Origin of the sequence: Corynebacterium sp. KPL4072, from assembly GCF_037908395.1 — a bacterium.
In the GTDB taxonomy this organism is placed as follows: Bacteria; Actinomycetota; Actinomycetes; order Mycobacteriales; family Mycobacteriaceae; genus Corynebacterium; species Corynebacterium kefirresidentii.
The window spans coordinates 118,230-143,612 of the sequence record NZ_JBBMGE010000001.1 but is presented as its reverse complement, the minus strand read 5'-3'; the positions used below and the strand labels follow the sequence as shown (position 1 = coordinate 143,612).

Annotated in this window: 25 protein-coding genes; 5 read left to right on the top strand and 20 right to left on the bottom strand. The window is 56.8% G+C overall.

The window, feature by feature from the left end; all coding sequences use genetic code 11:
* Positions 1–106: 106 nt before the first annotated feature.
* From WMP97_RS00665 to WMP97_RS00645, 5 genes are all read right to left on the bottom strand, one after another.
* Positions 107–883, bottom strand: a complete 777-nt coding sequence (locus tag WMP97_RS00665; RefSeq protein ID WP_259825123.1) for a hypothetical protein — start codon at positions 881–883, stop codon at positions 107–109.
* On the bottom strand, positions 880–1,920 hold the full coding sequence (gene rsmH, locus WMP97_RS00660; protein WP_432417961.1) for a 16S rRNA (cytosine(1402)-N(4))-methyltransferase RsmH: 1,041 nt from the start codon (positions 1,918–1,920) through the stop codon (positions 880–882). The genes WMP97_RS00665 and rsmH overlap by 4 nt, the downstream gene beginning before the upstream one ends.
* Positions 1,921–2,078: 158 nt before the next feature.
* On the bottom strand, positions 2,079–2,513 hold the full coding sequence (gene mraZ / locus WMP97_RS00655) for a division/cell wall cluster transcriptional repressor MraZ (protein ID WP_005324499.1): 435 nt from the start codon (positions 2,511–2,513) through the stop codon (positions 2,079–2,081).
* 452 nt (positions 2,514–2,965) lie between these two features.
* On the bottom strand, positions 2,966–3,364 hold the full coding sequence (locus WMP97_RS00650) for a DUF3040 domain-containing protein (protein WP_086587386.1): 399 nt from the start codon (positions 3,362–3,364) through the stop codon (positions 2,966–2,968).
* Between the two features lie 109 nt (positions 3,365–3,473).
* Positions 3,474–3,905, bottom strand: a complete 432-nt coding sequence (locus WMP97_RS00645; protein ID WP_086587385.1) for an SAV_6107 family HEPN domain-containing protein — start codon at positions 3,903–3,905, stop codon at positions 3,474–3,476.
* A 231-nt stretch (positions 3,906–4,136) separates the two neighbouring features.
* Here WMP97_RS00645 and WMP97_RS00640 point away from each other — a divergent pair, with 231 nt between their 5' ends.
* Genes WMP97_RS00640 through WMP97_RS00630 form a run of 3 tightly spaced genes read left to right on the top strand, consistent with a single transcriptional unit; the run spans position 4,137 to position 7,321 of the window.
* Positions 4,137–4,691 carry a GNAT family N-acetyltransferase gene (locus WMP97_RS00640; RefSeq protein ID WP_340439618.1) on the top strand — a complete coding sequence of 185 codons (555 nt, stop codon included), beginning with the start codon at positions 4,137–4,139 and terminating at the stop codon, positions 4,689–4,691.
* A gap of 50 nt (positions 4,692–4,741) precedes the next feature.
* Positions 4,742–5,821, top strand: coding sequence for a polyprenyl synthetase family protein (locus WMP97_RS00635; RefSeq protein WP_034655886.1), 1,080 nt, complete (start codon positions 4,742–4,744; stop codon positions 5,819–5,821).
* A gap of 9 nt (positions 5,822–5,830) precedes the next feature.
* On the top strand, positions 5,831–7,321 hold the full coding sequence (locus WMP97_RS00630) for an alpha-(1->6)-mannopyranosyltransferase A (RefSeq protein WP_239204385.1): 1,491 nt from the start codon (positions 5,831–5,833) through the stop codon (positions 7,319–7,321).
* Here the strand turns inward: WMP97_RS00630 and WMP97_RS00625 are convergent.
* Positions 7,290–7,694 carry an Rv2175c family DNA-binding protein gene (locus WMP97_RS00625; protein WP_340439617.1) on the bottom strand — a complete coding sequence of 135 codons (405 nt, stop codon included), beginning with the start codon at positions 7,692–7,694 and terminating at the stop codon, positions 7,290–7,292. The two genes, WMP97_RS00630 and WMP97_RS00625, sit on opposite strands and share 32 nt — an antisense overlap.
* A 10-nt stretch (positions 7,695–7,704) precedes the next feature.
* Here WMP97_RS00625 and WMP97_RS00620 point away from each other — a divergent pair, with 10 nt between their 5' ends.
* On the top strand, positions 7,705–9,039 hold the full coding sequence (locus WMP97_RS00620; protein ID WP_023021187.1) for a protein kinase domain-containing protein: 1,335 nt from the start codon (positions 7,705–7,707) through the stop codon (positions 9,037–9,039).
* Here WMP97_RS00620 and WMP97_RS00615 read toward each other — a convergent pair.
* On the bottom strand, positions 9,036–10,424 hold the full coding sequence (locus WMP97_RS00615) for a class II 3-deoxy-7-phosphoheptulonate synthase (RefSeq protein WP_023021186.1): 1,389 nt from the start codon (positions 10,422–10,424) through the stop codon (positions 9,036–9,038). The two genes, WMP97_RS00620 and WMP97_RS00615, sit on opposite strands and share 4 nt — an antisense overlap.
* Positions 10,425–10,468: 44 nt before the next feature.
* Positions 10,469–10,978, bottom strand: coding sequence for a polyadenylate-specific 3'-exoribonuclease AS (locus WMP97_RS00610; protein ID WP_239204554.1), 510 nt, complete (start codon positions 10,976–10,978; stop codon positions 10,469–10,471).
* Positions 10,979–11,052: 74 nt separating this feature from the next.
* Here WMP97_RS00610 and WMP97_RS00605 point away from each other — a divergent pair, with 74 nt between their 5' ends.
* The gene (locus WMP97_RS00605) at positions 11,053–12,234 is read left to right on the top strand and encodes a glycosyltransferase 87 family protein (protein ID WP_340439616.1); all 1,182 of its coding nucleotides are present in this window, start codon (positions 11,053–11,055) and stop codon (positions 12,232–12,234) included.
* On the opposite strand, the gene WMP97_RS00600 is transcribed toward WMP97_RS00605, so the two are convergent.
* The 12 genes from WMP97_RS00600 to ctaC form a co-directional block, all read right to left on the bottom strand.
* On the bottom strand, positions 12,140–13,231 hold the full coding sequence (locus WMP97_RS00600; RefSeq protein WP_340439615.1) for a hypothetical protein: 1,092 nt from the start codon (positions 13,229–13,231) through the stop codon (positions 12,140–12,142). The two genes, WMP97_RS00605 and WMP97_RS00600, sit on opposite strands and share 95 nt — an antisense overlap.
* A 65-nt stretch (positions 13,232–13,296) precedes the next feature.
* Positions 13,297–14,037, bottom strand: a complete 741-nt coding sequence (locus WMP97_RS00595; protein WP_340439614.1) for a lysophospholipid acyltransferase family protein — start codon at positions 14,035–14,037, stop codon at positions 13,297–13,299.
* Positions 14,038–14,060: 23 nt separating this feature from the next.
* The gene (locus WMP97_RS00590; RefSeq protein ID WP_239204393.1) at positions 14,061–14,993 is read right to left on the bottom strand and encodes an ROK family protein; all 933 of its coding nucleotides are present in this window, start codon (positions 14,991–14,993) and stop codon (positions 14,061–14,063) included.
* Positions 14,994–15,031: 38 nt separating this feature from the next.
* Positions 15,032–16,135, bottom strand: a complete 1,104-nt coding sequence (locus tag WMP97_RS00585; protein WP_340439612.1) for a glycosyltransferase family 4 protein — start codon at positions 16,133–16,135, stop codon at positions 15,032–15,034.
* Positions 16,136–17,179 (bottom strand): C40 family peptidase, encoded by a 1,044-nt coding sequence (locus tag WMP97_RS00580; protein WP_200288858.1) that lies wholly within the window; start codon positions 17,177–17,179, stop codon positions 16,136–16,138.
* 113 nt (positions 17,180–17,292) lie between these two features.
* Positions 17,293–17,922: a C40 family peptidase gene (locus tag WMP97_RS00575; RefSeq protein WP_200288857.1), complete on the bottom strand. Its 630-nt coding sequence runs from the start codon at positions 17,920–17,922 to the stop codon at positions 17,293–17,295.
* A 968-nt stretch (positions 17,923–18,890) separates the two neighbouring features.
* The gene (gene qcrB, locus WMP97_RS00570) at positions 18,891–20,513 is read right to left on the bottom strand and encodes a cytochrome bc1 complex cytochrome b subunit (RefSeq protein ID WP_023021177.1); all 1,623 of its coding nucleotides are present in this window, start codon (positions 20,511–20,513) and stop codon (positions 18,891–18,893) included.
* Positions 20,513–21,733, bottom strand: a complete 1,221-nt coding sequence (qcrA, locus tag WMP97_RS00565) for a cytochrome bc1 complex Rieske iron-sulfur subunit (protein WP_023021176.1) — start codon at positions 21,731–21,733, stop codon at positions 20,513–20,515. Before qcrA ends, qcrB begins: the two co-directional genes overlap by 1 nt.
* On the bottom strand, positions 21,730–22,617 hold the full coding sequence (gene qcrC, locus WMP97_RS00560; protein WP_049361051.1) for a cytochrome bc1 complex diheme cytochrome c subunit: 888 nt from the start codon (positions 22,615–22,617) through the stop codon (positions 21,730–21,732). The genes qcrA and qcrC overlap by 4 nt, the downstream gene beginning before the upstream one ends.
* A 53-nt stretch (positions 22,618–22,670) precedes the next feature.
* A complete protein-coding gene (gene ctaE, locus WMP97_RS00555) occupies positions 22,671–23,282 on the bottom strand; it encodes an aa3-type cytochrome oxidase subunit III (RefSeq protein ID WP_432417960.1) in 612 nt (203 codons plus the stop codon).
* A gap of 545 nt (positions 23,283–23,827) precedes the next feature.
* On the bottom strand, positions 23,828–24,259 hold the full coding sequence (ctaF, locus tag WMP97_RS00550; protein ID WP_049361050.1) for an aa3-type cytochrome oxidase subunit IV: 432 nt from the start codon (positions 24,257–24,259) through the stop codon (positions 23,828–23,830).
* A gap of 19 nt (positions 24,260–24,278) precedes the next feature.
* On the bottom strand, positions 24,279–25,352 hold the full coding sequence (ctaC, locus tag WMP97_RS00545) for an aa3-type cytochrome oxidase subunit II (protein ID WP_049361049.1): 1,074 nt from the start codon (positions 25,350–25,352) through the stop codon (positions 24,279–24,281).
* Between the last annotated feature and the right edge of the window lie 31 nt (positions 25,353–25,383).

Sequence of the window (25,383 nt, the reverse complement as noted above, 5' to 3'; positions counted from 1 at the left end):
ACAATTTCTTGCGTGTATTGATTGTGCCCTACAAAAGTCAGAATGCCCGCGCCACCACGCGCGAGCATCATCATTTTCACCGAATATTCTTTCCTAGCTACTCCGGCTACTCGGCGCGGCTGGCGTACGGCGCACGTGCGGGAAGGTTGGGGCGCGCGTCATCCTGCGCGGCGCCGGTATTCCCGGCATCACCGCCGCGGGTGGTGCGCTGTTGGCCTTGCGGCACGGCGTTTAAGGAATCCGAGAGGCCTTCAGTATCCTTCGGGTCGCTGGAAGCTTGGCCGGGGCGGATAGGTTCTCCGTTTACGTCAATAAGCTTTTCCGTATCCGGGGTGCCTTCGCGCTTATCGACGATCTTTCCATCGCCGCCAACTTCCGCAATACCTGGCTGCTTAGGAATGGCCATGCCCATTTCATCCGCACGGCGCGCGATGTCTGCAGAAGAGCTGAGATTTTCTGCATCACGGTTGAGGGTTTCAATCTGGTTATCCAGTTGGGAATCCTGAACGGTGAGCTGTTGGATGGCAAAGGTTTGCTTGGTAGACAAACCGGACAGCCACATTGCCACAGCTACGCCGACGATGAGAAGCGTAAGCGCGATGACAGACAGGCGGGCAAACAGCCCGCTCTTCTTAGTCTGCGGCTGCAGCTGCCGGCCGCGGAAGCTAACAACCTGCTTCGATCCCAGGCGGTTCGTGCTGCGGCTGCGGTGCGGCACCCGGGTGCGGCTCGGGGCACGCTTCGTGCTGGGACGCTCACGCAGCGCCGTCGGGGCTCCGGTATCGATTCCGGTGGTGAAGTCTCGGCTGGCGCCCATGGTGCGAGTGGCCTCTCTGTCGCGGCTGTCAGTCTTTAGGTGGTTTCGACGTGGGATTGTGCTCATGGCCTGCCTCCCGGCGGTAGAAATTCTGGCATTCCCTCGAGCCTTTCGATGGCACGAACACGCACCGACGCGGCCCGGGAATTTTCTGCAATCTCCTCTTCGGAGGCCTTTTCCGCGCCTCGCGTCACGATTGTGAATTTCGGCGCGGTGCCAGGAAGGTCCATTGGCAGTCCGGCCGGAGTTGTGGACGTGGTCAATTCTTTAAAGGCCGCCTTCACGATGCGGTCTTCCAAGGACTGGTAACTCATAAATACGGCACGGCCTCCTACCGATAGTGCTTGGGTAGTAACCGGCAGCACATTTTCGATAGCCTCCAACTCGCGGTTGACCTCGACGCGCAAGGCTTGAAAGGTGCGCTTCGCGGGGTGTCCCCCTGTACGCCGGGTCGCGGCCGGAATGGCGTCGTAAAGCAGCTCAACTAAGCGCGCGGAGTTAGTGAAAGGCTCCTTACCGCGCTCCTTCAGTACAGCCGAGGCAATTTTCCCGGCAAAACGCTCATCGCCATAGGTCTTGAGGATCCGAGCCAAATCACCGTGCGAATAGGTGTTGAGCACATCCGCCGCAGTAATCCCCTGCGAGGGATCCATACGCATATCCAGCGGTGCGTCCGTCTTGTACGCGAATCCGCGATCCGCCTGATCGAGCTGCATCGAAGAAACGCCAAGGTCAAAGAGGGCTCCCGCAAGGCCAACGCTGCGGGCCAGATCAAAGTTATAGCCCTCGCCTTCCGCAATGGCACTGCCCAACTCATCAAAGCGAGCGTTGACGCCAATGAAGCGATCGCCATAAGGAGCTAGACGTTCGGTTGCGTTGCGCAGCGCCTGCTGATCGCGGTCTACGCCAATCACTCGGACATTGGGGAAAGCTTCTAGAAAATAGCGGGTGTGGCCGCCGGCGCCCAAGGTGGCGTCAACAAGCACGGCATTATCCCCCGCCGTTTCTACTTGGGGGCGCAGGAGATCGGCCATGCGCTCGCGCATGACAGGCACATGGCCGTGATTATCAGCCACGTCATAATTTAGGTTTTCAATAGCCATGTCTCCCCGCAACCCCCTTTCTTCGAATCCCGGACTTCCAGTGGTGGAAAGCATGCGAGTGCGTATAGGGCCCTGTCCGAGGCAGGTTTCTGATATCGGGGAAGTACACCAGAATCATCCGCCTCGGACAGAGTCCTTACACGCACTCTTGTGCAGGCTTAGAGCAAGCCCGCCAGTACGTCATCGGCATCTGCGGCCGAATAAGCATCTTCAGTTTGCGACTGGTACTCGGCCCACGCGGCCGCGTCCCAAATTTCGAGAAAGTCCACAGAGCCAACCACAACGCATTCCTTGGACAGGTTCGCGTACTCCCGATGCCCCGCGGACAACGTGATTCGACCATGCCCGTCCGGCCGCTGTTCGTCCGCACTTGCTGCCAAGTTGCGAATGAAAGCGCGTGCTTCTGGGTTGGTTCGAGAAACCGCCGCTGCCTTCCGTGCTCGTGCCGCAAACTCCTCCCGTGGGTACACGGCCAGCGAGTGGTCCTGCCCCTTGGTGACCATGAGGCCACCCGCGAGTTCATCGCGAAACTTTGCCGGAAGCGTAAGACGTCCTTTGTCATCGAGCTTCGGAGTGTAGGTTCCGAGAAACATCCCGGCATCCACCTTCCTTACTCGAAAACTCCGGATTCTCTCACTTCAGAATCGAGACATTGAAGCCCCTCTTTCCTCCGCTGCGCCCCACTCTACCCCACTTTCCCCCACCTAACCCACTTATTGCCGCGTGTCCTTCAGTTAGTCCACAATTTCCTGCAGCTAGATAGCGGTTTTTTCAGTGGGAAGAAATCCCCTAAAAAGCCTTGACAGCCCACTACAGCCACCTCTTACACCCCACCCGTAACACCAATATAATGCGCCCCGATTCCCTCACCTCCCCCATATCCTGTGTTATCAAGGCGTTTTGACTGGGCCTACGGGAAAGCTACCCCACAACAGCCCACCGAACGCTTCTCCGGTGGGGCAAAGTGGGGATTTTTGGTTGGATACAAAAAATCCCCGGTCAACCTTTGCTAGGTCGACCGGGGTGAGCTTGAAAATGAGAAGCGCTAACGCCCCTCAAAACGGCGGCGGAAGTTTTCCTCCAGCTTATCGCTGACTCCGCCCCTACGGGCGGCAGACTTCTTTGCACGGGCACCAGAATCACGCTTCTTCACCGAATAGCCGGAGCCATCACCGCGCAGCATCCACACACCAGCGGCAAACATCACTAAAAAGCCCGCAATGGAAAGCGCAATAAACCACAGACTCTGTTGCGCGAGGGCAACACCGCCAATGAGCATGCATAGACCGACAACAACGAGTGCTACACCACGCAGGGTTACCGCGCCGCCAGAGCCACCGAACGACGCAGGCTCAGAAACGGAAGCGCCAAACTTAGGATCATCAGCAAGTAACGATTCCTCAATTTCACGGAGCGTACGCTGCTCCTGTTCAGAAAGAGACACTGTTCCTCCAACTAGGGATTGGGCTTCGGGCGGCAATAGTTCTACTTATACTAACGCCCAGAATAATCAGTATGTTCCCTAAAAGGTAGTGAGCGCCCCCACGCAGTGACTACGCAGCAAAAGAGCCAAAAGAAGTCTCTAACTCACTTTCATCCAAGAACTGTGCAGCACGCTGCATAAGACCGTAGACAAAATCCTCGCCCGGGACTTCATCCAAGCCCGATGCTACGCGAGCGCGGGTACGCGAATAGCCCTTAAAAGATTCAGCCCACCGCTTTTCCTCCACACCTACGAGCGCTAGCCGGTCCCATGCGCTAGAGGGGAGGCGGCGACGTCGAGCCACCGCCGATGCAGCTACCCGCGCCCCCGCGGTGCGAAGGGCCGATTGGTACGCCACCTCTAAAGCTTGATCGAACCTCCCCTCAGCCGCATAACCGCGTGCGGCATCCAATAATTCTCGAGCCTGAAAGAGGAACCGCGCTCGCTTGCCGCCCGCCCGGCCATTAGAACGGGTACGCGTTGCCGAAATAATCTGTGCCATTGCCTTTGTCCTTAACTAAATAAATAACGTCGTTGGTTTTGCCCATTGACCCTAAGGAAGCCGCCGGACATTTCACCCTTAAGAATAGTGCACCTGTTCGAATTAGACAAGGGTATACCCTGCGCACAAGGTTCTATAAGGCCGATTGTTCGACTTTTTAACACCGCGTCCGAAAGACAGAGTTCGTCCCACTGTCCGCCTCTGGGCCAGACTTCTGGTGTCATAGATACTGTGAGCTTTGAAATTCGCCGCCTAACCCCGCCGGAGTTTTCCTTACTGGCCCCTCAATTGGTTGAAATCCATATCGAGGCAATGAACTACAACCCCGCCATCGTGCACAGCCGCATCTCCAGCTGGCGACGTGACTTGACGCGCCCTGGATTCAGCGCGCAGATAGCCACCCAGGACGACGGCATCGTTGGGGTGTCCTATGGGTTTCTAGGTTCTCCGGATAGCTGGTGGGACGCTGAGCTTCGTCGCGGGCTACGTTTGCAAGGCGGTCCCACTGAAGAGCAGTGGGACATCGTACGCAACTACTACGAATTGGCGGAGATCCACGTATTGCCGCAATACCAGGGACACGGCCTGGGTAAAAAGCTCTTAGAGGGAGTGTTATGGAATGCCCCGGCGCGTTATGCCCTATTGTCCACGCCTGAAGTACCAAACGAGGACAACGGTGCCTTCCGCCTCTATAGGTCCGCCGGTTTTTTCGATGTCCTCCGCAATCACCTCTACCCCGCCGATGCCCGCCCTTTTGCCATCTTGGGCGCTAGGCTGCCGCTGTAAACCTCTGTTATTTCTTAAGTGCTCTAGGCGGTATCGTGTGGGATGTGACTATGCAAAATATTCCTGAGCTGGCGGACATTCCCGGTGCGGTACGCGAAGAACTCGCTGCCTTTCTTGATCAACGCCGAGAGCAGGTGGCCGCAATTGGTGCCCCTGTAACTAAGGCCGTGAGCTTTTTGGAATCCTTCGTGCTTGACGGCGGCAAGCGGGTGCGCCCCACCTATGCCTGGGCGGGCTACCTCGCTGCTGGTCGCGGAGAAGAAGACCCGGAGGCCATGCTCCGCGCGGCCGCTTCCCTGGAATTTATCCAGGCATGTGCGCTCATCCATGATGACATTATCGATGCTTCAAATACCCGGCGCGGCAATCCTACGGTGCACCGAGGCGTCGAAAAGCTGCACCGCGAGTCGGGATACTTGGGGGACCCAGAATTTTTTGGCACGTCCGTAGCAATCTTGGTCGGCGATCTAGCGCTGGTGTATGCGGAGGACATGTTCCAGGACTCCGGTCTTAGTGCGGCAGCTTTACACCGAGCTCGCAGCCCGTGGCGCGGCATGCGAACTGAAGTCATTGGCGGACAACTTTTAGATATCTCTTTGGAGGCGGCCGGTTCCGAATCCGTAGAGCTTGCCAATTCCGTCAACCGCTATAAAACGGCCGCCTATACCATTGAACGCCCATTGCACTTGGGCGCCTCGATTGCCGGTGCTAGCGAAGAACTTATCGCAGCCTTCCGCGGCTACGGGCAAGATATCGGCATTGCCTACCAGTTGCGCGACGATCAATTGGGTGTCTTTGGCGATCCCGCCGTAACCGGCAAACCTGCCGGTGATGATCTGCGCGAAGGAAAACGCACCGAGCTTTTGGCGCTAGCGCTTCGTCGCGCGGATGAATCCGACCCGCAGGCTGCGGCCACCCTACGCAAGCTCATCGGTCACACCTCAGATCCCCAGGAGCTATCGCGCTTAGCGCAGATTATCGCTGATTCGGGCGCACCGGAAGAGATTGAGCGCCGCATCGCATCACTGACGCAATCCGGTTTGCAGCACCTGCGCGCCGCACGAGTAGATCCCGCGGTAACCGAAACCCTAGAGCAGTTGGCAATCAAGGCCACGGCTCGCCACAAGTAGGTTTTTGCCGTGTCAAAGACGTACTCCTTTCCCATTCCGCGCGCGCTACCACTGGGATTATCGGCATCCTGTATTTTGCTGTTTGCCTCATTCTCCGGCGGCGCTACCCGGAACCGCGGCGGGCTCCTTGAGGCGCTAAATATTGGCTTCTTGTCTTATGGTCACGGGCGCAATCTCGGTCTTGCGCTGTACTGGGTGGGCATTTTCCTCTTAGCTGCGGCTTGGGTACTCGCTGGGCGCACCATTATTCGCCCGCAGCTTACTAACCCTCGCCCCAAGGGCGGCTTACGCGATATCCAGCGCATCCTCTTTGCCTGGGTCACTCCCCTTGTATTTGCCGGTCCCCTGGCTTCGCGCGATGTGTATTCCTATCTCATGCAGGGCGCAATGGTCCGCGACGGCTTCGATCCTTATACCGAAGGTGCTGCTGTCAATCCAGGCCCCTTCCTTCTTGAGGTTTCCCAGGACTGGCGCAATACCACCACGCCCTATGGCCCCCTTCATTTATGGATAGGTGAATTGGTCACCGGCTTGGTGGGTGACAACGTCACCGCAGGTGTCGCCGCGTATAAGGTTCTTTCCCTATTAGGTTTTATCACCATCGCTTGGTCTATCCCCCGCATCGCTTCGAAACTCGGCGCTGATCCGGCGGTAGCTTTGTGGCTCGGCGTGGCAAACCCAGTCATTATCTTGCACCTCATCGGCGGCATGCACAATGAATCTCTCATGGTGGGTCTCGTATCTATCGGGCTGCTAGCAGCTTTGAACAGGCATTTCCACGCCGCCCTCCTCCTCGTAGGCACGGCAGTGGCGATGAAGGCCACTGCCGTCATTGCGGCACCTTTCATTGTATGGATGATGCTTCACTACTACGCGCCCAAAGGCTCTAGCAAGTGGCGGTCGCTATTCGTCTTTGTGCTTTCTGGCCTAACTGCGCTGGTAGAAATCATCGCTGCGGTAGCCCTCATCACATGGATTTCGGGAACGTCTTGGGGCTGGTTGTCTCAGGTAAGCGGCAATTCCAAGGTGATCAACCCGCTTGCGGGGCCAACCCTAGCCACTGATGTAATCTTCCCCGCCGTGCAAATCTTTATGCCGGATGCTTCCTATAACGCCATCCTGGCTGTCTTGCGCAGCATCGCAATGGCCTGCATGCTCATCGGACTGGTGGCGGTGTGGTGGCTATGCCGCAAGGACGACCGCGACGCTGTCATGGGCACCGCGGCCGCCTACCAGGTCGCCTTTGTCTTCAATGCCGTGACCTTGCCGTGGTATTACGCCTCCATCTTTACCCTGATGGGCACGTTCCGGCCGCCATTATGGCTTATTAAATTCGCCTCCGGCGTGGCCCTGTTTATCGGCGTCTCCTTCTCCGGCGATGGCAATCACCAGCTCTACAACTGGTTCTGGGTCATCGGGATGATCGTGGTGGCATGGTTTGCCATTCAGTGGATATTTGAAGGCGTGCCTAAAAAGCGGCAGCCTGAGCACGCCGGATAACCTCGCGGGCGAGGTGACCATGCAAGGCATCGATGGGGCGGCCCGGCAGTGAATCATCCTCAGTAAAGAGGTGCTTGAAGATTTCGGTGTCCTTATAGCCGCCGTCGGTCAATACGGTAATCGCCGCGGTCACATGCTTGGCAATGACACCTTTATCATTGAAGAAGGCCAGCGGCACCCGCTTTCCTTCTGGGGAATCCCAGGCGATGAACTTTCGGTCCTGCAGCAGGTCATAGGCGCGCGTAATGGGCAAGCCTAGCTTTTCTGCTACTTGCTGCATGCTGAGCAGTTCTTCGTTAGCGAGCAAGGTATCTAGGGATTTTTCTGCATTAATCACGTTCTCTACTTTAACGCGGGCTAGAGGATCAGCCATACTGGGAAGCATGACTAGGTTGGAAATTGGTGACGTACTGGAAAACCGTTACCGCATCGATCGCCCCATTGCCCGCGGTGGCATGTCTACCGTCTATCGTTGCGTGGACATGCGGCTTGGGCGAGCGGTAGCGGCCAAGGTCATGGACGAGCGCTATTCCGATGACCCAGTTTTTATCAAGCGCTTTTCGCGCGAGGCCCGCGCCATGGCTCGTTTGCAGCATCCCAACCTCGTGGCTATTCACGACTTTTCGGCCGATGGTGAGCCCATCTACCTCATCATGGAGCTCATCGATGGCGGTACGCTGCGCGAGCTTCTGGCCGAAGGCGGCCCCTTCCCAGTGCAGGCGGCCACCTCTACCCTGCGCAATGTTCTCCGCGGCCTAGAGGAGGTGCATTCCACCGGGCTCATCCACCGCGACATCAAACCCGATAATGTGCTTATTACCTCCCACCACCGAGTAAAGGTGGGCGATTTTGGGCTGGTGCGCGCCACCAATGCCGAAGCCACGACAAACATGATTGTGGGCACCGTGTCCTACCTTGCGCCAGAGCAAGTCACAGGTGAGGAAATTACCCCGGCCTCAGATGTATATTCAGCCGGTATTGTCCTCTTCGAGCTGCTTACCGGCACCGTTCCCTTTTCTGGCGATACTCCCATGGCGCATGCCACGGCCCGCTTAAATTCCGACGTCCCCGCGCCATCGTCGCGTATCTCTGGTGTGCCCAAGCTTGTCGACGCCCTCGTGGCCACCGCCACCGCCCGTGATCCCCGTGAGCGCTTCTCCGACGCCGGCGAGTTTCTCGAGGCACTCGATGACGTCTGCCGAGAGCTCGATCTCCCAGACGTGACCATCCCCGTGCCAAGGAACGCTGCGGCAGCGCGCACGGCACAGGCTCCTACGGATTTTTCTGGCACAGGAGCCACCGAGATCTTTGAGCCCACTCGCAGCATCTCGCAGGACGAAACGGAACATCTTGACGGTGGCCCGACAGAAGTCATCCCGCCGCAGCGCCTTAGTTTTGAAACAAAACTGGATATGCCTCAGGCGGAGGCCGCTCCAGGGCCGCAGCCACAACCGCAGCCATATTCCACGGCCGAGTCCCCCCTCGAGCCGTTTGCCCCGGCAGCTGCATCTGCGCCACCACCGGTGCCGGCGTCTGTCCCTGAGCAACCGGTCCACAGCGCACAAGAAGAACCCGCCGAGCGTCCGTTGACCAACCGCAATCCGCTTTCACTAGTTCTTTTCCTACTAGTGGTAGCGATTGCTGTTGGCGCGGTGGCGATCGGCGGGTGGTGGTTCGGTTCTTCGCTTTATGGCATGACGCCGAACCTGTGGATTTAGTTACGCAGCATCTCCGCAATGAGGAAGGACAGCTCTAGCGATTGCTGTGTATTCAAGCGCGGATCTACGGCAGACTCATAGCGGCCCGGCAGGTCCACGTCGGTGATGTCCTCGGCACCGCCTAGGCACTCGGTGACGTCTTCACCGGTGAACTCGAGGTGCACGCCACCCGGATGGGTGCCCAGTTCACGGTGGACCTCAAAGAAGCCTTGGACCTCGTCCACAATCTTGTCAAAGTGGCGAGTCTTATAACCATTGGATGCGGTAAAGGTATTGCCGTGCATCGGATCAGACTGCCAAACCACCTTGTGGCCTGAGTCTTCCACTGCCTTCACGATGGCAGGTAGAACGCTGCGGACCTTATCGTGGCCCATGCGCGAAATCATGGTCAGGCGACCAGGTTCGCGGTTCGGGTCGAGCCTTTCTGCGTACTCCACGGCCTGCTCTGGGGTTACCCCTGGCCCCAGCTTGATGCCCACTGGGTTGCCAATCATCGCCGCAAAATTCACGTGGAAATCCTCGATACCTCGAGTGCGCTCACCAATCCATACTTGGTGCGCAGAAAGATCGTAGAGCTTGGTATCGCCGTTATTATCCAAGCCCAAGCGCAGCATGGAGCGCTCGTAGTCCTTCAGCAATGCTTCGTGCGAGCAGTAGATATCGGCAGAGCGCAAGGTGTCATCGTGCACGCCGCAGGCATTCATAAAGTTCAGGCCGTTTTCGATCTCACGGGCTAGGTCCTGGTAGCGGGCACCAGCGCGAGATTTACGCACGAACTCACGGTTCCACTCATGCAGGCGGTAGAGATCCGCAGTTCCAGACGAGGTTAGCGAACGTACCAGGTTCATTGCCGCCGAAGAGTTTGCGTAGGCGCGGATCATGCGGGCGGGGTCGTGACGGCGCGCCTCCTCGCTTGGCTCCACGCCATTGACAATGTCACCGCGGTAGTTCAACAGACCGTTAGAATCCGTATCAGAGGAACGCGGCTTGGCGTACTGGCCGGCGATGCGGCCCAGTTTCACCACGGGAACCGAGGCACCATAGGTCAACACCACGGCCATCTGCAGCAGCGTTTTCACATTGCCGCGGATATGCGGCTCGGTATTTGACTCAAACGTTTCTGCACAGTCGCCGCCTTGCAGCAAAAAAGCCTTGCCTAGGGCAACGTCTGCCAGCTTCTTCTTGAGCGCTTCAATCTCGGGCGCAACCACGATAGGAGGCACGGATTCGAGAATTTTGCGCACGTTATTGGCCTGGGAGGGATCCCAGCTTGGCTGCTGCTTTGCATCACGCTTGATGACGTCTTGGAAGACTTCCTCGATGCCCTCAGGCAATGGTGGAAGGTCCGGGAGAACGCCTTGCGGAATATCTACTGTCCAACTCACACTGCTATTTAACCATTAAGGACCTATAGCGCGTTAGTTAAATTCTAGATATTGATTCTATTGCCCTTAGAGAGCGGAAGCACCTGGGCGCAGGCACGGAACTTGGCAAGGTTATGGCGGGCGTCGACAAGCGCATCATGATTGCCCTTTGGCACGGCGGGCAAGCTTGGTCGTCCTGCAAACTCCCAATACTGCTTGAGCTCGCGGGTATAGCGCGGCATCCGCCTAGGCAGCCCGGCCATATCTCCCCACAACTGCGCCAATACCACGTGATCGTAGGCTCCCACCCACGCCCACAGCTCTATCGGAGTGGAACTTTGGGTCAGGAATTCAAAGACCTCCGTGCGGATGGTCTCCAAAGGTTTCCACACTGGATCCCGGGGGCTGGGCAACTTGGCTAATACATTGTCTTTTACCCAAGAATTGGCCTTTGCCGGATCAAAATCCGTAGACACAGCGTAGTACTCGCTGCCATTCTCACCGACGATGCCGATGGAGACCAATTCAATGGTCTGTCCATCTTCGATAAATTCGGTGTCATAGAAGTAGCGCACGTCTCCCAAGCCTAGCGTCGCCTTATCCGGGGCGGTAAATTGGCCCCTTAAAGAGACAGTTGTACACTTCTGGCGTGAAGAAGTCTGTGTGGTTTACTGCATTTCCCTTGTGCCTATCTGCCCTCGTGGCCCTTTGGTGGCTGATTGATATTCCGGAGCTTTTCTCCGGCCATTTCTCCACCTACTACCACATTGACCTCGACGTTTACCGCGAAGGCGGTGCCGGCTTTGGCAGCGATTTATATGCCAAAGATTACCTAGTCGGCAGCAATCGCGATGTCTCTCTCCCCTTTACCTACCCGCCGTTTGCGGCGCTGCTTTTTGTCCCATTGAGCTGGATTCCCCTCACCGCCGCAAGCATCCTCATATCTATCGCTTCCTTTGCTGCGCTTTGGGGCTGCGTAGCCCTCGTTCTGCGTGCTTTGCGCTGCCCTGGCTGGGCAGGTTGGGCGCTTTTGGCCGCAATGCTTACTGAGCCGATCACGGAGACCTTTAGCTTCGGGCAGGTCAATATCTTGCTGACCGCACTAGTGGTGGTGGATATCCTCTGGCTTAGCCCCAGCCGTGGCCGCGGCGTGCTGACCGGTATTGCAATGGCTATCAAGCTCACCCCCGCAGTATTCCTCGCCGTGTTCTTTGTCCGCAGGGAATGGCGCGCATTTTTCAGCGCGCTAGGCGCCTTCCTAGCCGCGGGTCTCCTTGCCTTTGCTTGCAATCCGCATAGTTCCATCCAGTACTGGAGCGATACGTTGCGCGATTCCAACCGCATTGGCGGCCTTGCCTATAGCTCCAACCAATCTCTGCGCGGATTCTTCAGCCGCCTAGCCCCAGAACACGCCGAAAAGCTATGGCTCGTAGCTGTTCTCCTCGTCATTGCCCTCATCTGGTTTACCATGGAGCGTCTCTCACAGGAGAACCAAGCGGTGCTCATGCTTCTGGCCGCATCAGTTTCGCTGCTGTGCTCGCCGGTGTCGTGGTCGCACCACTTTACCTGGCTCGTTTTGGCGGGAGTGCTTCTGGTGGCCCGTCGCCACTGGGGGTTTGCCGCACTAACGTGGCTGGCGCTTCTGGCTCGCGGGCACTGGCTCGTGCCTCATGCCAATGGCCAAGAGCTAAGCTGGGCCTGGTGGCAGCACATCGTGGGCAATGATTACGCCATCGTTACTGCCCTGCTGGTTCTTTGTTCGCTACCATTGGCTCTACGACGGGCCGGCGCTTATCAATCCGCGGTGGAACCAGCGTCCACCCAAGGATAGGTACCTTGCCCAGCGCCCACAGTGCCACCGAGGCCGCTGCCGAGTAGAAAAAGCAGGCTCCAATCCAGAACCAGGTATTTTCCATGGGCCACGCGCCGGCCAGGCTCACCGCGTAGTCTCGGTGGGCCATGAAGAACCCGAATCCCACCGTCATACCAATGGGGTGGGCCAAGTAAATGGGCAACGTGTGCCGGCCGACAAATTTTACGAAGGTGGAAAGCGCCGGAATATGGCTGATGATGACCGCACCGACGATGCCCGCTGGGGTTTCGAGCGTTTGCTCTGCAAAGCGAATCAAGAGATCTAAATCGCCCCGGCCGAGGACGTCCCCACCTGGCAATGGCCACTGCACAGCTACGTCACCTTCGATAGCATTCCAGGTTTGGCGGAGGGACAGTCCCGTGATGTAGCTAATGATGGCCGCACAATATACCCATAGCGATCCTGTGTGGAAGTTGCCCTTGAAGGGTGCTTCGGCGGCGTCGGCAAACCGCGTAATTGGTCCACGCAAATAGGCCGCCCCCACGAAAATGGGCAAGAACATAATTGCCTTGCCGATGAAAAAATAGTGGTCCTGCCAGGCTATAAAAAGCAGCGGTGCAAAACTTAGTCCTATGCCCGCCCACGCTGGCAGCTTGCGCACGGCCCACAAAAATATATTGAACAAAATGAGCGAGTGAATAAACCAAGCCATCGTGTGCCCCAAAAGCAGGTTATACAGTAGCTCAGTAACCTGGAGATAGGGATCACCGAAAACCCAGTGATACTCGATGCGCTTGGTCCATAGTTCAACGGTCATCCACGCCGTATAGGGAACGAGGAAAAACCACAGGCGTCGAGTAAATAGCTCGCTAAAAGAATAGCGAAAAATCTTGGTAGAGAAATAGCCGGATACGAGAAAGAACAAGGGTAGGCGGAGCGGGTCCAGCCATACGTTTAGGGCAGCCAACCACGTTAGCTCACCTTCTGGAACTACCAGCGTGACGTGCAGCAGCACGACGCCGATAATGGATACGCCTTTAGCGGTATCTGGCCAGGCTAAGCGGGCCTTGGGAATAGTGATTACCTCCCCTTGTATTCTGCGCCGGCGGGGTAACCATGGCCAGCTTTGAGTGAAGCCTTCACATCGGAGGCGTACACATCAACATAAGGCTTATCGCTCATCTCGGCCAAATTGCGCATCACAAAATCAGTAAAGGCACGGATCGTCTCATGCTCTTTTGGATTCATACCGCGCTCTTTGGCCCACTCATGCGGCCAGATGGCGTCGCCCACCCGCACGCCGACCTTGAAGGGGCGAGGAATCCACGAGCCAATGGGATTAGCTTTGCGCGTGTTGATCATCGCAATGGGGAAAACCGGTTGGTTAGTCTCCATCGCAATGCGCGCCATGCCGGTGCGGCCCTTATAAACGCGTCCATCCGGAGAACGGGTGCCTTCCGGGTAAATACCGAAAAGGTCCCCGCGGGACAAGATGCTTTCTGCGGTTTGCACAATGGCATCGCCAGCGTCTTCACTATCGCGCTCGATGGGGACTTGGCCTACCGAAGTAAAAAACCACTTCTGCAAGCTACCGACGAACCCATGGGTGGTGAAATATTCCGACTTAGCTGGAAAGGTAATCTGGCGAGGGCATACCAAAGGAAAGAAGAAAGAATCCATCACAGCTTGGTGATTCGAGACCAAAATCGCGGGCCCTTCCGCTGGGATGTTTTCAATTCCCTCGGTCCACGGGCGATTCCATACGCGCAGGACAGGTCCGAAGAATATGTACTTAAAAGCCCAGTACCACTTGTTTTTCATCGCCAGGTCGTCCTTTGTTCGTTCTAACGGCCGCTACGGGCCAAATCGGCTACGCCAATCATACCCGCTGCAGACCCCAATTCCGCGGTGGCAACACGTGCGAGGGGGCGATGCCCTGCCCCGACAATATCTTGCCCCATGGCTTTGGTGGCCCCTTCGAGGTACAAGTCCGCGTCTTGAGATACGCCGCCGCCAAGCACTATGAGCTCTGGATCGAGGACATCGGCCACAATGGACAGGCCTTGGCCTAGCCACCGGCTGAAGTCTTCCATCACCGCTACAGCAAGCGGGTCTCCCCTACGCGCTGCCTGGGTAATTTCTTTACCTGTAGGCTCCGCCGGCAACGAAGTCTCATAATGTTCACGCAGATCGGCGCAGGTATCCGGCAAGGCAGTCCCGGAGGCATAACGCTCCAAACAGCCACGCTTGCCACACGAGCACTGCCGCCCATTAGGAGACACCACGATATGCCCAAACTCTGGTGCGGTGCCGAACGCACCGCGGTAAATGGTGTCATGCGTCATCAGCGTGGCGCCGATTCCGGTTCCCACTGCAAAAAAGACCCAATCTTCCGCGCCACGACCAGCACCAAAGCGCCATTCTCCCCACGCAGCAGAATTTGCATCATGCTCCAAGCGCACGTGCATGTCTAGCTTGCGCGAAAGCGATTCCTGCACGTGGGCTTGCCGCCATGGAAGATGCGGGGCAAAGCGCACTACTTCGCACGAAGGATCCAGAAATCCCGCCAATGCGAGGCCAACCGCATCCACTGTATATTCAGCGCGCAGTTCCTCGACGATACCCACTATGTCCGCTTCCAGTTGCTCGACGTCCATAGAAGTGGGAACGGTACGGCTCGCGAGAATTTCCCCTTCCCGAGTGATCACTCCACCGCGCACGTTGGTGCCACCGACGTCAAAGCCGATAGTGAGATCGGCGGAGTTGTTCTTAAGCATGCATAACAGAATATACCGACAACCTGGTTAGGGTCACATCAGGACATCAGCCGACGCAATCGCTGGCCCATAATCCGCCAGGTCCAATGAGCTTCTACATGGCGACGCCCCGCTTGCCCCATGCTGAGCCTACGCTGCGGATCAGCCAAAAGAGCCTTTACTGCCTCTGCCAGTTCCTGCACCGATGAGCCATTGACGACGACTCCGGTATCCTCCGTCATTGTCTCCGGTGCTCCGCCGGAGTTTCCGGCAATAACCGGCAGGCCGCACGCTTGGGCCTCCAAGTAGACAATGCCTAGGCCCTCAACATCCAGACCGCCGCCGCGAGTGCGCGCCGGCATGGCAAAGATATCCGCCGCGTGCAAGGCAGTCTCAATGCTCTCTGCTTCTTGAATCACTGCATCCGGGCAGTAGATATCCGCCAGTTCCTTTAAGGCCCGGCGATAGCGCCCGCGCCCGATAAGAAGTAGCTGCGTATCGGGGAATTCTCCACGTACTAAGGGCATGGCGCGTAGGAGCTGATCCTGGCCTTTGCGGGGTACGAACCGCGATATGCACACGATAGTCGGCCCGCTGACACCGAACTCAGCCTTTGCAGCTGCACGTTGCTCCGGTGTGGCCGGGAAAAGTCCTTCTACACTCACGCCGGAAGGCAAATGCTCCCACCGCGGATTCGGCCCAAATGCTCGGCGCAACCGACGCAGGGTGTATTCAGAGATATAAGTAATGACGTCGGCGTGATCACCAATGCGGCGCAGGCACTGCCTGGCGACGGGCAGCATCGACCACCCCACCTCGTGTCCGTGGGTTGTAGCAACCACACGGGTGGCTCCTGCCTCTTTAGCGGCCTTGCCCATCAAGGCAAGGGGCGCAGCTGCACCGAACCACACGATGTCAATGCCCTCGGCGCGGATAATCTCCTGCATGCGGCGCACCGTGGCCGGCGTCGGCAGCATCACTCGGCGAGGCCAACGGATAACCTTGTAGTCCACCGCGGCATCGAATTCCGCCGGCGATTCCTGAGTCGAGGCAAATACCACGACGCCGCGCGGATCTAAGGTTGCTAAAAAATCCCGGAGGTAAGACTGAATCCCGCCGATCTTGGGCGGGAAATCATTGGTTACCAGCAGAACGCGGGCCACTTAGTACCGCGCCGTTCCGGTAATCGGCATGGACTTCAACGGCACCACCTGAACAGGCACGCCATAGGTAGAGGCATGGACCACCTGCCCATTACCGATGTACATACCCACGTGAGTGACACCAGGGTAATAACCCACAATATCGCCCGGCTGCAGGTCCTCTAGCGGTACCGAGGTGCCGCCAGCAATCTGAGCCTGCGACGTACGTGGAATCGACTTGCCAATCTGCTGATACGCCCAGAACATCAGCCCAGAGCAATCAAATTGATCTGGGCCTGCAGCGCCCCAGCCATAAGGTGCACCCAGCTTCGACAGAGCAGCGGAAGCGGCACCATCAGCAACCTCGCCCAAATCCATATCAGGCTTATCGGTACCGCCGAACTGCCCTTCCCAGGCCTGACGCTGTTGCTCATCGAGGGCGTCTACCTGCTTCTCGATGTCCTCTTGCTGCTTTTCCAGCTCCTCCTTTTCCTTGAGGAGCTTCTCGCGCTGCTCTTCTAGCGCCTTCTTTTCCTCGCGTACCTTAGTAGCGGCTTCAGTAGCCTTGTGCTTTTCTCCCTCCGCCGTCGAAGCGGCGCTCGCCTTTGCATCAAGGGTGCGCTGCGCCTGGCGGGAAAGCGCTCCGAGGTAACCCATGCGCTCAACTGCATCGGAAGGATTTTCTGCAGCCAGCGCTCCCGATACAGCGGAGCGAGAATCGCCGCGGTAGCGCGACTGAGCGAGGTCATCGACGCGGCTCTGCTGCGCGGTCACGTCACCCTTCGCCTCATCCGCCCGAGTTTGCGCCTCAGCGGCTGCGCTCTCAGAATCAGAGACTTCCGCCTGTTTTTCCTCGAGCTTGATTTCTAGCTCTTTTACTTCTTCATTCTTGGCGGAAACCTTGCGCGCAACCTCGCCAACGCGCTCCACCAACGCGTCCATATCTTCCGTGGCGTTTTCCTGTTGCGGCGCCGCTTCCTGCGCAACTACCTGCGAAATCCCAGAAACCGACGACACAGCAAGAGCTGCCACGATTGCAGCTACGGGAAGTACTCGTTTAGACACGTAAGGACCCTTAGACTAAGAGGAATTTAAAAATCGCATCAATTATAGCGGGTTTTACCCCCTAATGCACAACAAAGCCCTCCCACGGAAGGGAGGGCTCTATCCGCAACCTATTAGAAGCGGACAGCGGAGTGAATCGGCATGTAGTTCATGTCGCGCTCCTGAACCGGAACACCGGAGTTCAAAGCGTCAATGATGGTGCCGTGGCCGGTGTAGATGCCGACGTGGGAAGCACCACCGTAGTAAGCGATAATGTCACCCGGCTGCAGCTGATCCAGCGAAACCGGAGTACCACCGGAGGCCTGTGCCTGAGAGGTACGCGGAATCTGCTTGCCAGCCTGAGCGTATGCCCAGCTGGTCAGGCCGGAGCAATCGAAGGCGTTAGGGCCTGCAGCGCCGTAAACGTACGGGGAGCCGATAACGGAGCGGGCTGCTGCCAGCGCCTTCTGACCAACGGTCTGCTGTGCCGGAGCTGCCTGCTTGTGGCCGGCGGCTGCGTAGTTGGTGTTCTGCTGGTCAGAAACCTGGCCCAAAGACGGAACGTAGCGGTCAATGTTCGGGACCTGGTCAATATTCGGGACGTTTTCCAGACCTGCTACCTCGAAGCGGTAGTCAGTATTAGGTACGACGACCTCTGCCGCCTGCGCTACGCCTGGCGCAACGACAGCTGCGGTGGCAGCCAGTGCTGCGGTAGATGCGATTCGACGGGTGTTCTTAATGCCCTGACGACGGTGCTGTGCCATGAGAAAAACTCCAAATCTTCCTGCGCGCCTACTTCTCTACTAAGAGAAGCTCTGACCCTGGGGGACTAGCGTTCGTTGGAAATCCGTTCCTTTAGGATTTCCTCCACTCGGCCCCTCAGTAGGAGGAGCCAGATGCGGCGCTGTAATTCTTCTGTTTAGATTGAGCACCTTTCGGGCGGTAACTCAATGTCTCGAATAGGTTACGAAATCATTACAACCGATGTCCATTCGCACTACCCAATTTTGCTTTGTTATCGGTTCGTTACCTTCCCTTGACCTAGACGAGACTTATCACCCATAGAACGAAATAAGTTCACCGCTAGCAGAACTTATAAACCTACTACCTGCATAAATATCAAAGCTTAGACCACACCGCTCAAAGCCGTATGTTCACAACGCTGACACTCAACAATTAAGCAAGTTCTAATTTGTGACTTTAGCCACTAACACATTTGATGGCCCTATTTAGCCGTAAATTAACCCCTTCTACTCCACCGCACTGTAGCCCCTTCACGACAGTCGAACCTCCCTACATAGCCGAGCAGTATCGGCCTCTCGCCGCGTACAGATCTTTAACCGAAACCCATAGTGAAGGTCACCGCGAGACTAGAAAATAGGGCGTAACTACAAGGAACTTGAGAAAGCCCCTACAAGAAGCAGCATCGAAGCCTGACTGCCCGTAGGGACAACGCCAAACGAAAACAACAAGCCCGGCTATGAACGCCTGCCGAGGAACTCCATGGACTTCTCACGCGTTTATCGTCTAAACATTGCTCCTCCATGCTCCAAGGCCGCTCACCGCGCAGGGGCTCCATTCCAGTACTCTTTCTGCGCTTCGGCATTACACCTCAATAACAACAGCACCTAGAGAAGTATTGGGCCAGCAAAACGCAAAACCCACCCTTGCTCCTTCAGCAGGAGCAGGGTGGGTCTATGAGCGTGTTTCGAGTAATCCTCAGGAAAAGGGCTTAGATGCGGCCGTTTTCCTCGTCCTCGCGGCGGTTAGCCTCGTTGAGGCGACGGAACATCTCCGCTTCCTCATCGTGGTTATCCGAGTGGATTTCATGGACGCGGTGCATGAGCGCCTCATCGTCAGGGCTAAAGGTGCCCTGAGTCTCGGAATCCGCCAAGCCGAGCTGGTTGAGCTGCTTTGGAACCTGAGCACCTGCGTACTCGAGGGGAACTGGGTGACCATCGGCATCAACCGGGCCGAGCGGCTGGTGAACCTCAATGAAGGCACCATTCGGCATCTGCTTGATAACGCCGGTCTCGATACCGTGCTCCAGAACCTCACGGTCGGAGCGCTGCAGACCAACGCAGATGCGGTAGGTCATGAAGTATGCAATCGGAGGCAAGATGATCAAGCCGATACGACCAACCCAGGTCATCGCGTTGAGCGAAATCTGGAAGAAGTGCGCTACGTGGTCGTTACCACCGGACAGCGTGACCAGCAAGAAGAATACGATGGCAGCTGCGCCGATAGCGGAACGGGTAGGAACATCGCGCGGACGCTGCAATAGGTTGTGGTGTGCATCGTCACCGGTGAACTTCTTCTCCAAGAATGGATATGCCATAAGCAGTACGACCATCAGACCACACAGCAGAGCAACCCAGAACGCGGAAGGAATGGTGTAGTTGCCAATGTAGAGCTCCCAAGCTGGCATGACACGGGCAACACCATCAGTCCACAGCATGTAGATATCCGGCTGAGAACCGGCGGAGACCTGGGACGGGTTGTATGGTCCAAGCGTCCAGATGGCGTTGATGGTCAGCAGACCAGACATCAGAGCAAGTACGCCGGCGACCATCATGCCCATGCCAATTGCCTTGGTAGCAAAGACCGGCATAATGCGGACACCAACGACGTTGTTCTCGGCACGGCCCGGTCCGGGGAACTGGGTGTGTTTCTGGAACCAAACCATAATCAGGTGGGCAGCAATCAGGCCGAGGATGATGCCCGGAATGACCAGAACGTGCAGGATGTAGAAACGATCCAGCATCAGGTCAGACGGGAAGTCACCGCTGAAGATTGCCCAGTGCAGCCAGGTACCGATAATAGGCAGGCCGAGGATGATGGCGGACATGATTCGCAGACCAACACCGGAAAGCAGGTCATCCGGCAGGGAGTAACCGAGGAAGCCCTCGATCATGCCCAGCAAGATGAGTGCGCAGCCGATGATCCAGTTTGCTTCACGTGGACGGCGGAATGCGCCGGTGAAGAAGATGCGGAGCATGTGAGCCACCATGGACATCATGAACAGCAGGGCTGCCCAGTGGTGCATCTGGCGCACAAACAGACCGCCACGAACCTCAAAAGAGATGTCCAGCGCAGTGGCGTAAGCGCGAGACATTTCCACACCGTTCAACGGTGCGTAGGTGCCGTCGTAAATGACCTTCGTAATGGAAGGGTCGAAGAACAACGCCAAGTAGATACCGGTCAGTACAAGAATGATGAAGCTGTACAGCGCCATCTCACCGAGCATGAAGGACCAGTGGGTCGGGAAGACCTTGTTCAGCTGAGTCCTCAGCACACCGGCGGCGCTATAACGCTCATCCATATTGTTGCCCATTTGGGCGAGTTTATTGCTCATTATGACTTACGCTCCCAGAATGCCGGGCCGACAGGCTCAATGAAGTTGCCCTGTGCAACGAGGTAGCCCTCGTCGTCCACCGTGATAGGCAGCTGTGGCAGTGCACGGGCTGCAGGACCGAAGACCGGCTTGCCGTAGTGCAAAGCGTCGAACTGCGACTGGTGGCATGGACACAGGATTCGGTTGGTCTGAGCCTCATAGAGAGAGGTCGGGCAACCGATGTGAGTACAGATCTTGGAGTAGGCGTAGTAGTCGCCGTGGTGGAAGTCTTCTTGACCTTCGCGCTCGATGGCCTTCTGCGCATCGTTGTGACGCAGTCGGATCAACATCACGGCGTTGCGGTTGCCGTGAATTGAGTGCATGTGGTGCTCGTAGACATCGCGCTCGGCATCGTACTTATCGCCATCGTTGACGTCTTCTTCTGCCAGCGGGAAGACGGTCTCCATACCGCCTGCTGCCAGATCCTCCGGACGCACGCGAACCAGGCGGGTAACGCCCTTGGTGCTGTAGTGCTCGCCGGTTTCACCGGAGTGCTTCTCAGCGATGGTACCGGTGTCGCGGGCCAGGTAAAGCTTGACACCTTCATTATGAAGGGTCCAGCCGGAGGTCCACAGAGTTCCGTCACCGGCGTAGTTCAGGTTGTGGCGAACCTTCCATGGGTTCTTGATTGCGCCGCCCAGCGGTGCAATCACAGTCAGGCCGAACAGAACGCCGGCTCCGCCCAACAGCCCCTGAACGGTCTTACGGCGACCAAGGGTGGAAGTCTTCCAAGAATCATTCAGCAACGCGGTCAAGGTACGACGGTCAACCTCTTCGGAAGGACCGTCATGGCGACGCTGTACGGAAATCTCCTCTGGGAGGATCTTCTTAACGTACTGAACAATGGCGATACCCAACGCACAAATTGCGAGTGCGGCGGTAATACCCAGCAAAGGAGTGTAGAGGGTGTGCCAAATGTGGCCCTCCTCCCCTAGCTGCTTGTACTGCCACGGCCAGAACAGGTAAACGCCGAGGAATCCCAGCCCGCCGATGACAGACAGGAAAAGCCAGATGGCGACGTTGCGGCCCGCACGCTTTTCAGCCGGGTCGCCTTCAACCGGGAAGCGCTCCTTGCGGAACGCGACGGTGACATCATCGAGCTCGGTACCTAGAGCAGCGAGTTCATCGTTGCTCATCTTATCGAGCTCAGCATTAGTGTAATTCTTCTTTACATTGCTCATGAGCGCGATCCAATCCACATAGCGGCGGCGCACAGGGCGCTAATGCCGATAATCCACATTGCCAGGCCTTCCGCTACGGGGCCGAGGCTACCAAGGTCCCAACCTGCTGGGGAAGGAGTTTCCTTTGCAGACTTGAGGTAGGCAATGATGTCCTTCTTCTCGTCTGCAGTCAGCTGGCGGTCGGAGAACTTAGGCATGTTCTGCGGGCCGGTCAGCATTGCCTGGTAAATCTCCTGCTCGCTTGCCGGGGCAAGCTCAGGAGCGAACTTACCGGAGGACAGCGCGCCACCCTGGCCGGTGAAGTTGTGGCAAGATGCACAGTTCATGCGGAAGAGCTCAGAGCCCTTCGCTACGTCTTCTGCTTGGATTTCGCCATTGTAGTTAGCACCACGCAGGGATTCCTGGGCAACGCTTCCGTCATCGTTGTAAACGATGTCTGCGCCGCCACCATTGGCTGCTACGTATGCAGCCAATGCCAGAGTCTGCTGCTCGGTGTAACGCGGAGCCTTGCGCTCTGCCTGCGCATCGTTAGACATCATCGGCATACGGCCAGAGTGTACTTGGAAGTACACGGAACCAGCGCCGATGCCAACGAGGGAGGGACCGCGGCCTTCGATGCCCTGCAGATTGGCACCGTGGCAAGTGATACAAGCGGTGTCATAGATGTCCTTGCCCTCCTGAACGAGGGCTTGGTCATCTTTTTCCGCCGTGGCGACCTGTGCGTCTGGGGTCAAGGCAGAAGCCAAGACGCCCGCACCGGACAGGCCAATCGCCAAAGCGAAGCCACCGGCAATGGTGCGCTTCGCCTTGCGGCGACGGCGGGTCTTCTTAGCCGCCGCAGTGGTCTGCTCCACTGCCACGGACTGCGAATTGTTATCCATCATTTTCCTTTAGATAACTCGAACACGGGAGGACTGTTTGGGGATAGTGGCCAGTTCTACTGGACCAAGTAAATAACGGTGAAGACGCCGATCCACACAACGTCAACGAAGTGCCAGTAGTAAGACACTGCCATTGCGGCGGTCGCCTGCGCCGGCGTGAACTTGGACTTAGCAACGCGCGCCAGGATGATTGCAAAAGAAATCAGACCTGCGGTCACGTGCGCAGCGTGGAAGCCGGTGATGATGTAGAACACCGAACCGAAGACGCTGGACTGCACAGTCACACCTGCGTGAATCAACTCGGTCCACTCGAATGCCATGATGCACAGGAACACAACGCCCAGTACCAGCGTCACGGTGTACCAGAGTCGAAGCTTGTAAACGTCACCCCTTTCTGCGGCAAACACGCCGAACTGAGAGGTCACAGAAGAAGTAATCAGCACTGCCGTAATGAGGAAACCCATGGGCAGGTTGATATGGGCGGTGTGCTCCGCCCAGTCGCCTTCTTGACCGTTTGCTCGCGAGGTGAACCACATCGCGAACAGTCCGGCAAAGAACATCAATTCCTGAGACAGGAACACGATGGTGCCCACACTGACCATATTTGGTCGGTTCAGTGAGGCAGCACGTGGTGCTGTCATACCTTGGTTAGAAACTACGCTCGTCACAGAGGCCATTATGGCTGTTCTGGGCGGCAAAGTCACCTCGATTCCCCCCGTTATCACTATTCATTTTTGATGCTTTAGCCAGCAGACGTTCAGCCAGTTCCCTGCGATATTTTTATTTTTTCCGCCGGGAACTTTTTCCTCTGCTTTACGACGCCCCATCGATGCAGGTGACAACACACGACGCCCCACGCTTAGAAAATCCCGAGCGCCCCCACCTCAGTAATTCTGACCTGTAGATGCATTAACAAGTACGCGAGATTGATACTTTCTGGAGAGATAAATCACACCCACTCATTACCCCAAACCCGCAGGTCTACAACTTTCGGTCGACCCCCGCGAAAAGTCGCCTCTACGTGCCCGAATGACGTAGACAGTCAGGTAGCAGTCTTGCTAGATATCCAGCCACTACCCCACCACAGAAAAGTTTTTTGGAATCTAGGGAACTTTTTCGCGGAACATCCGACTACCGATCGCCAAAGCCCTCCTAGCTTCCAAAGCTAGGAGGGCGGAGAAGTTTTAGGCGGGGATTTCTTCAGAGTGAAGAACTAGTGCTTTTCCTTTGGCAGACCGTACTGCAGGGAAAGACCGGTGCATGCCGCGATGAGGCAGACAGCGCCGAGAGCGATCAACCAGAAGTAGAGGAAGATGATACCCAGGCCAAGGAGGGCGATAGCACCGGTCATAGCCAGCGGCCAGATGGAGCCTGGAGAGAAGAAGCCTAGGATGCCAGCCGCGTCCTCGGTCTCTGCCTCTTCCCAATCCTCTGGCAGGACGTCGCTGCGGTTATCGGTGAAGTGCAGGTAAGCACCGAGCATCATGCACAGCAGGAAGGCAAGGAACATACCCACGATGCCAACCCACTCGGCACCATACAGGTAGCCGTCGTCCTTAACGAAGGTAACGCCGAAGATGTAGACAATCAGCGAGACAAGAAGGTAGGTCGCGATTGAGTAAAAGACTTTCGATGTTGCACGCATTGTGTTGTGTCCTTATCTCTTATGCCGCCGTGTTGACGAAGTTGTCACCATTAGCGGTATCACGCTCGCCGGAGAACGGGTGGGTGGTAACCGCGTATGGGTCCTGACCGATTTCCTTGAGAGCCTCGGCGTTGGTAGCTTCCGGATTGTTCTCGCGGAACTTCATGTACTTGTTGAAGTCCTCTGGGGATACAACGCGAATTTCGAAGTTCATCATCGAGTGGTAGGTACCGCACATCTCGGCACAGCGACCAACGAATGCGCCCTGCTTCTCAATCTTTTCCACCTGGAAGCTACGCTCCTGAGCGTTTGCCTCTGGGTGTGCGTAGACGTCGCGCTTAAATAGGAACTCCGGTACCCAGAATGCGTGGGATACGTCGCCAGAAGCGAGACGGAATTCAATCGCGGTATCGGAAGGAAGAACCAGAACCGGAACCTCTTCGGTAGTACCGACGGTCTCAATCTTGTTGTAGTTCAGGTAGGAAAGGTCGCCCATGGACTTGCCGTGGATTGGGTTCGGGTTATCGATACCCTCTGGGTCGTGAGCAGACTTTTCTGCCTCGGCCTGACGTTCCTTATCAGCACCGTCATAGTTCTCACCGTTAACGTGGTTCTCCGCGTAACCGAACTTCCAGTTCCACTGGAAAGCGGTGACGTCGACGACGACCTTCGGATCCTTATCCAAGGCGGTAACTTTCTGCTGGGTCTGAACGGTAAAGAAGAACAGGCCCATAATAATGAGGATCGGAACGATGGTCAGAACCATCTCAAGCGGTACGTTGTACTGAATCTGGCGCGGGAACTCGCCCTTGCCATCCTTCTTCGCCTTCTTCGCGCTCCAGCGGAAGATAGCGGTGAGGAATAGGCCCCACATAATAAAACCAACGATCCATGCAGCAACCCAGACCCAAATCCAGAAGTTGTACATGGCCTCTGCCTCAGGGGTAATACCCTTTGGCCAACCGAATCCTAGGAGGTTCTCTACAGCAGTTGGCGCCTGAACGTCACAACCTGCCAGAGCGAGTCCACCCAGGGCAAGTGCGCCAGCTACGCCCGCCTTGCGGGCAAAGGTGCGCTTATTACGCTGTCCCACGTGTGTTCTGCCTTTCTGTCCACACAAAACT

What these genes read in the sequence shown, in the direction of transcription:
- WMP97_RS00665 (WP_259825123.1), bottom strand. Translation starts at nt 883, where the DNA reads ATGAGCACAATCCCACGTCGAAACCACCTAAAGACTGACAGCCGCGAC.
- rsmH (WP_432417961.1), bottom strand. Translation starts at nt 1,920, where the DNA reads ATGGCTATTGAAAACCTAAATTATGACGTGGCTGATAATCACGGCCAT.
- mraZ (WP_005324499.1), bottom strand. Translation starts at nt 2,513, where the DNA reads ATGTTTCTCGGAACCTACACTCCGAAGCTCGATGACAAAGGACGTCTT.
- WMP97_RS00645 (WP_086587385.1), bottom strand. Translation starts at nt 3,905, where the DNA reads ATGGCACAGATTATTTCGGCAACGCGTACCCGTTCTAATGGCCGGGCG.
- WMP97_RS00635 (WP_034655886.1), top strand. Translation starts at nt 4,742, where the DNA reads ATGCAAAATATTCCTGAGCTGGCGGACATTCCCGGTGCGGTACGCGAA.
- WMP97_RS00625 (WP_340439617.1), bottom strand. Translation starts at nt 7,694, where the DNA reads ATGGCTGATCCTCTAGCCCGCGTTAAAGTAGAGAACGTGATTAATGCA.
- WMP97_RS00620 (WP_023021187.1), top strand. Translation starts at nt 7,705, where the DNA reads ATGACTAGGTTGGAAATTGGTGACGTACTGGAAAACCGTTACCGCATC.
- WMP97_RS00595 (WP_340439614.1), bottom strand. Translation starts at nt 14,037, where the DNA reads ATGAAAAACAAGTGGTACTGGGCTTTTAAGTACATATTCTTCGGACCT.
- WMP97_RS00590 (WP_239204393.1), bottom strand. Translation starts at nt 14,993, where the DNA reads ATGCTTAAGAACAACTCCGCCGATCTCACTATCGGCTTTGACGTCGGT.
- WMP97_RS00575 (WP_200288857.1), bottom strand. Translation starts at nt 17,922, where the DNA reads ATGGCACAGCACCGTCGTCAGGGCATTAAGAACACCCGTCGAATCGCA.
- qcrB (WP_023021177.1), bottom strand. Translation starts at nt 20,513, where the DNA reads ATGAGCAATAAACTCGCCCAAATGGGCAACAATATGGATGAGCGTTAT.
- qcrA (WP_023021176.1), bottom strand. Translation starts at nt 21,733, where the DNA reads ATGAGCAATGTAAAGAAGAATTACACTAATGCTGAGCTCGATAAGATG.
- qcrC (WP_049361051.1), bottom strand. Translation starts at nt 22,617, where the DNA reads ATGATGGATAACAATTCGCAGTCCGTGGCAGTGGAGCAGACCACTGCG.
- ctaF (WP_049361050.1), bottom strand. Translation starts at nt 24,259, where the DNA reads ATGCGTGCAACATCGAAAGTCTTTTACTCAATCGCGACCTACCTTCTT.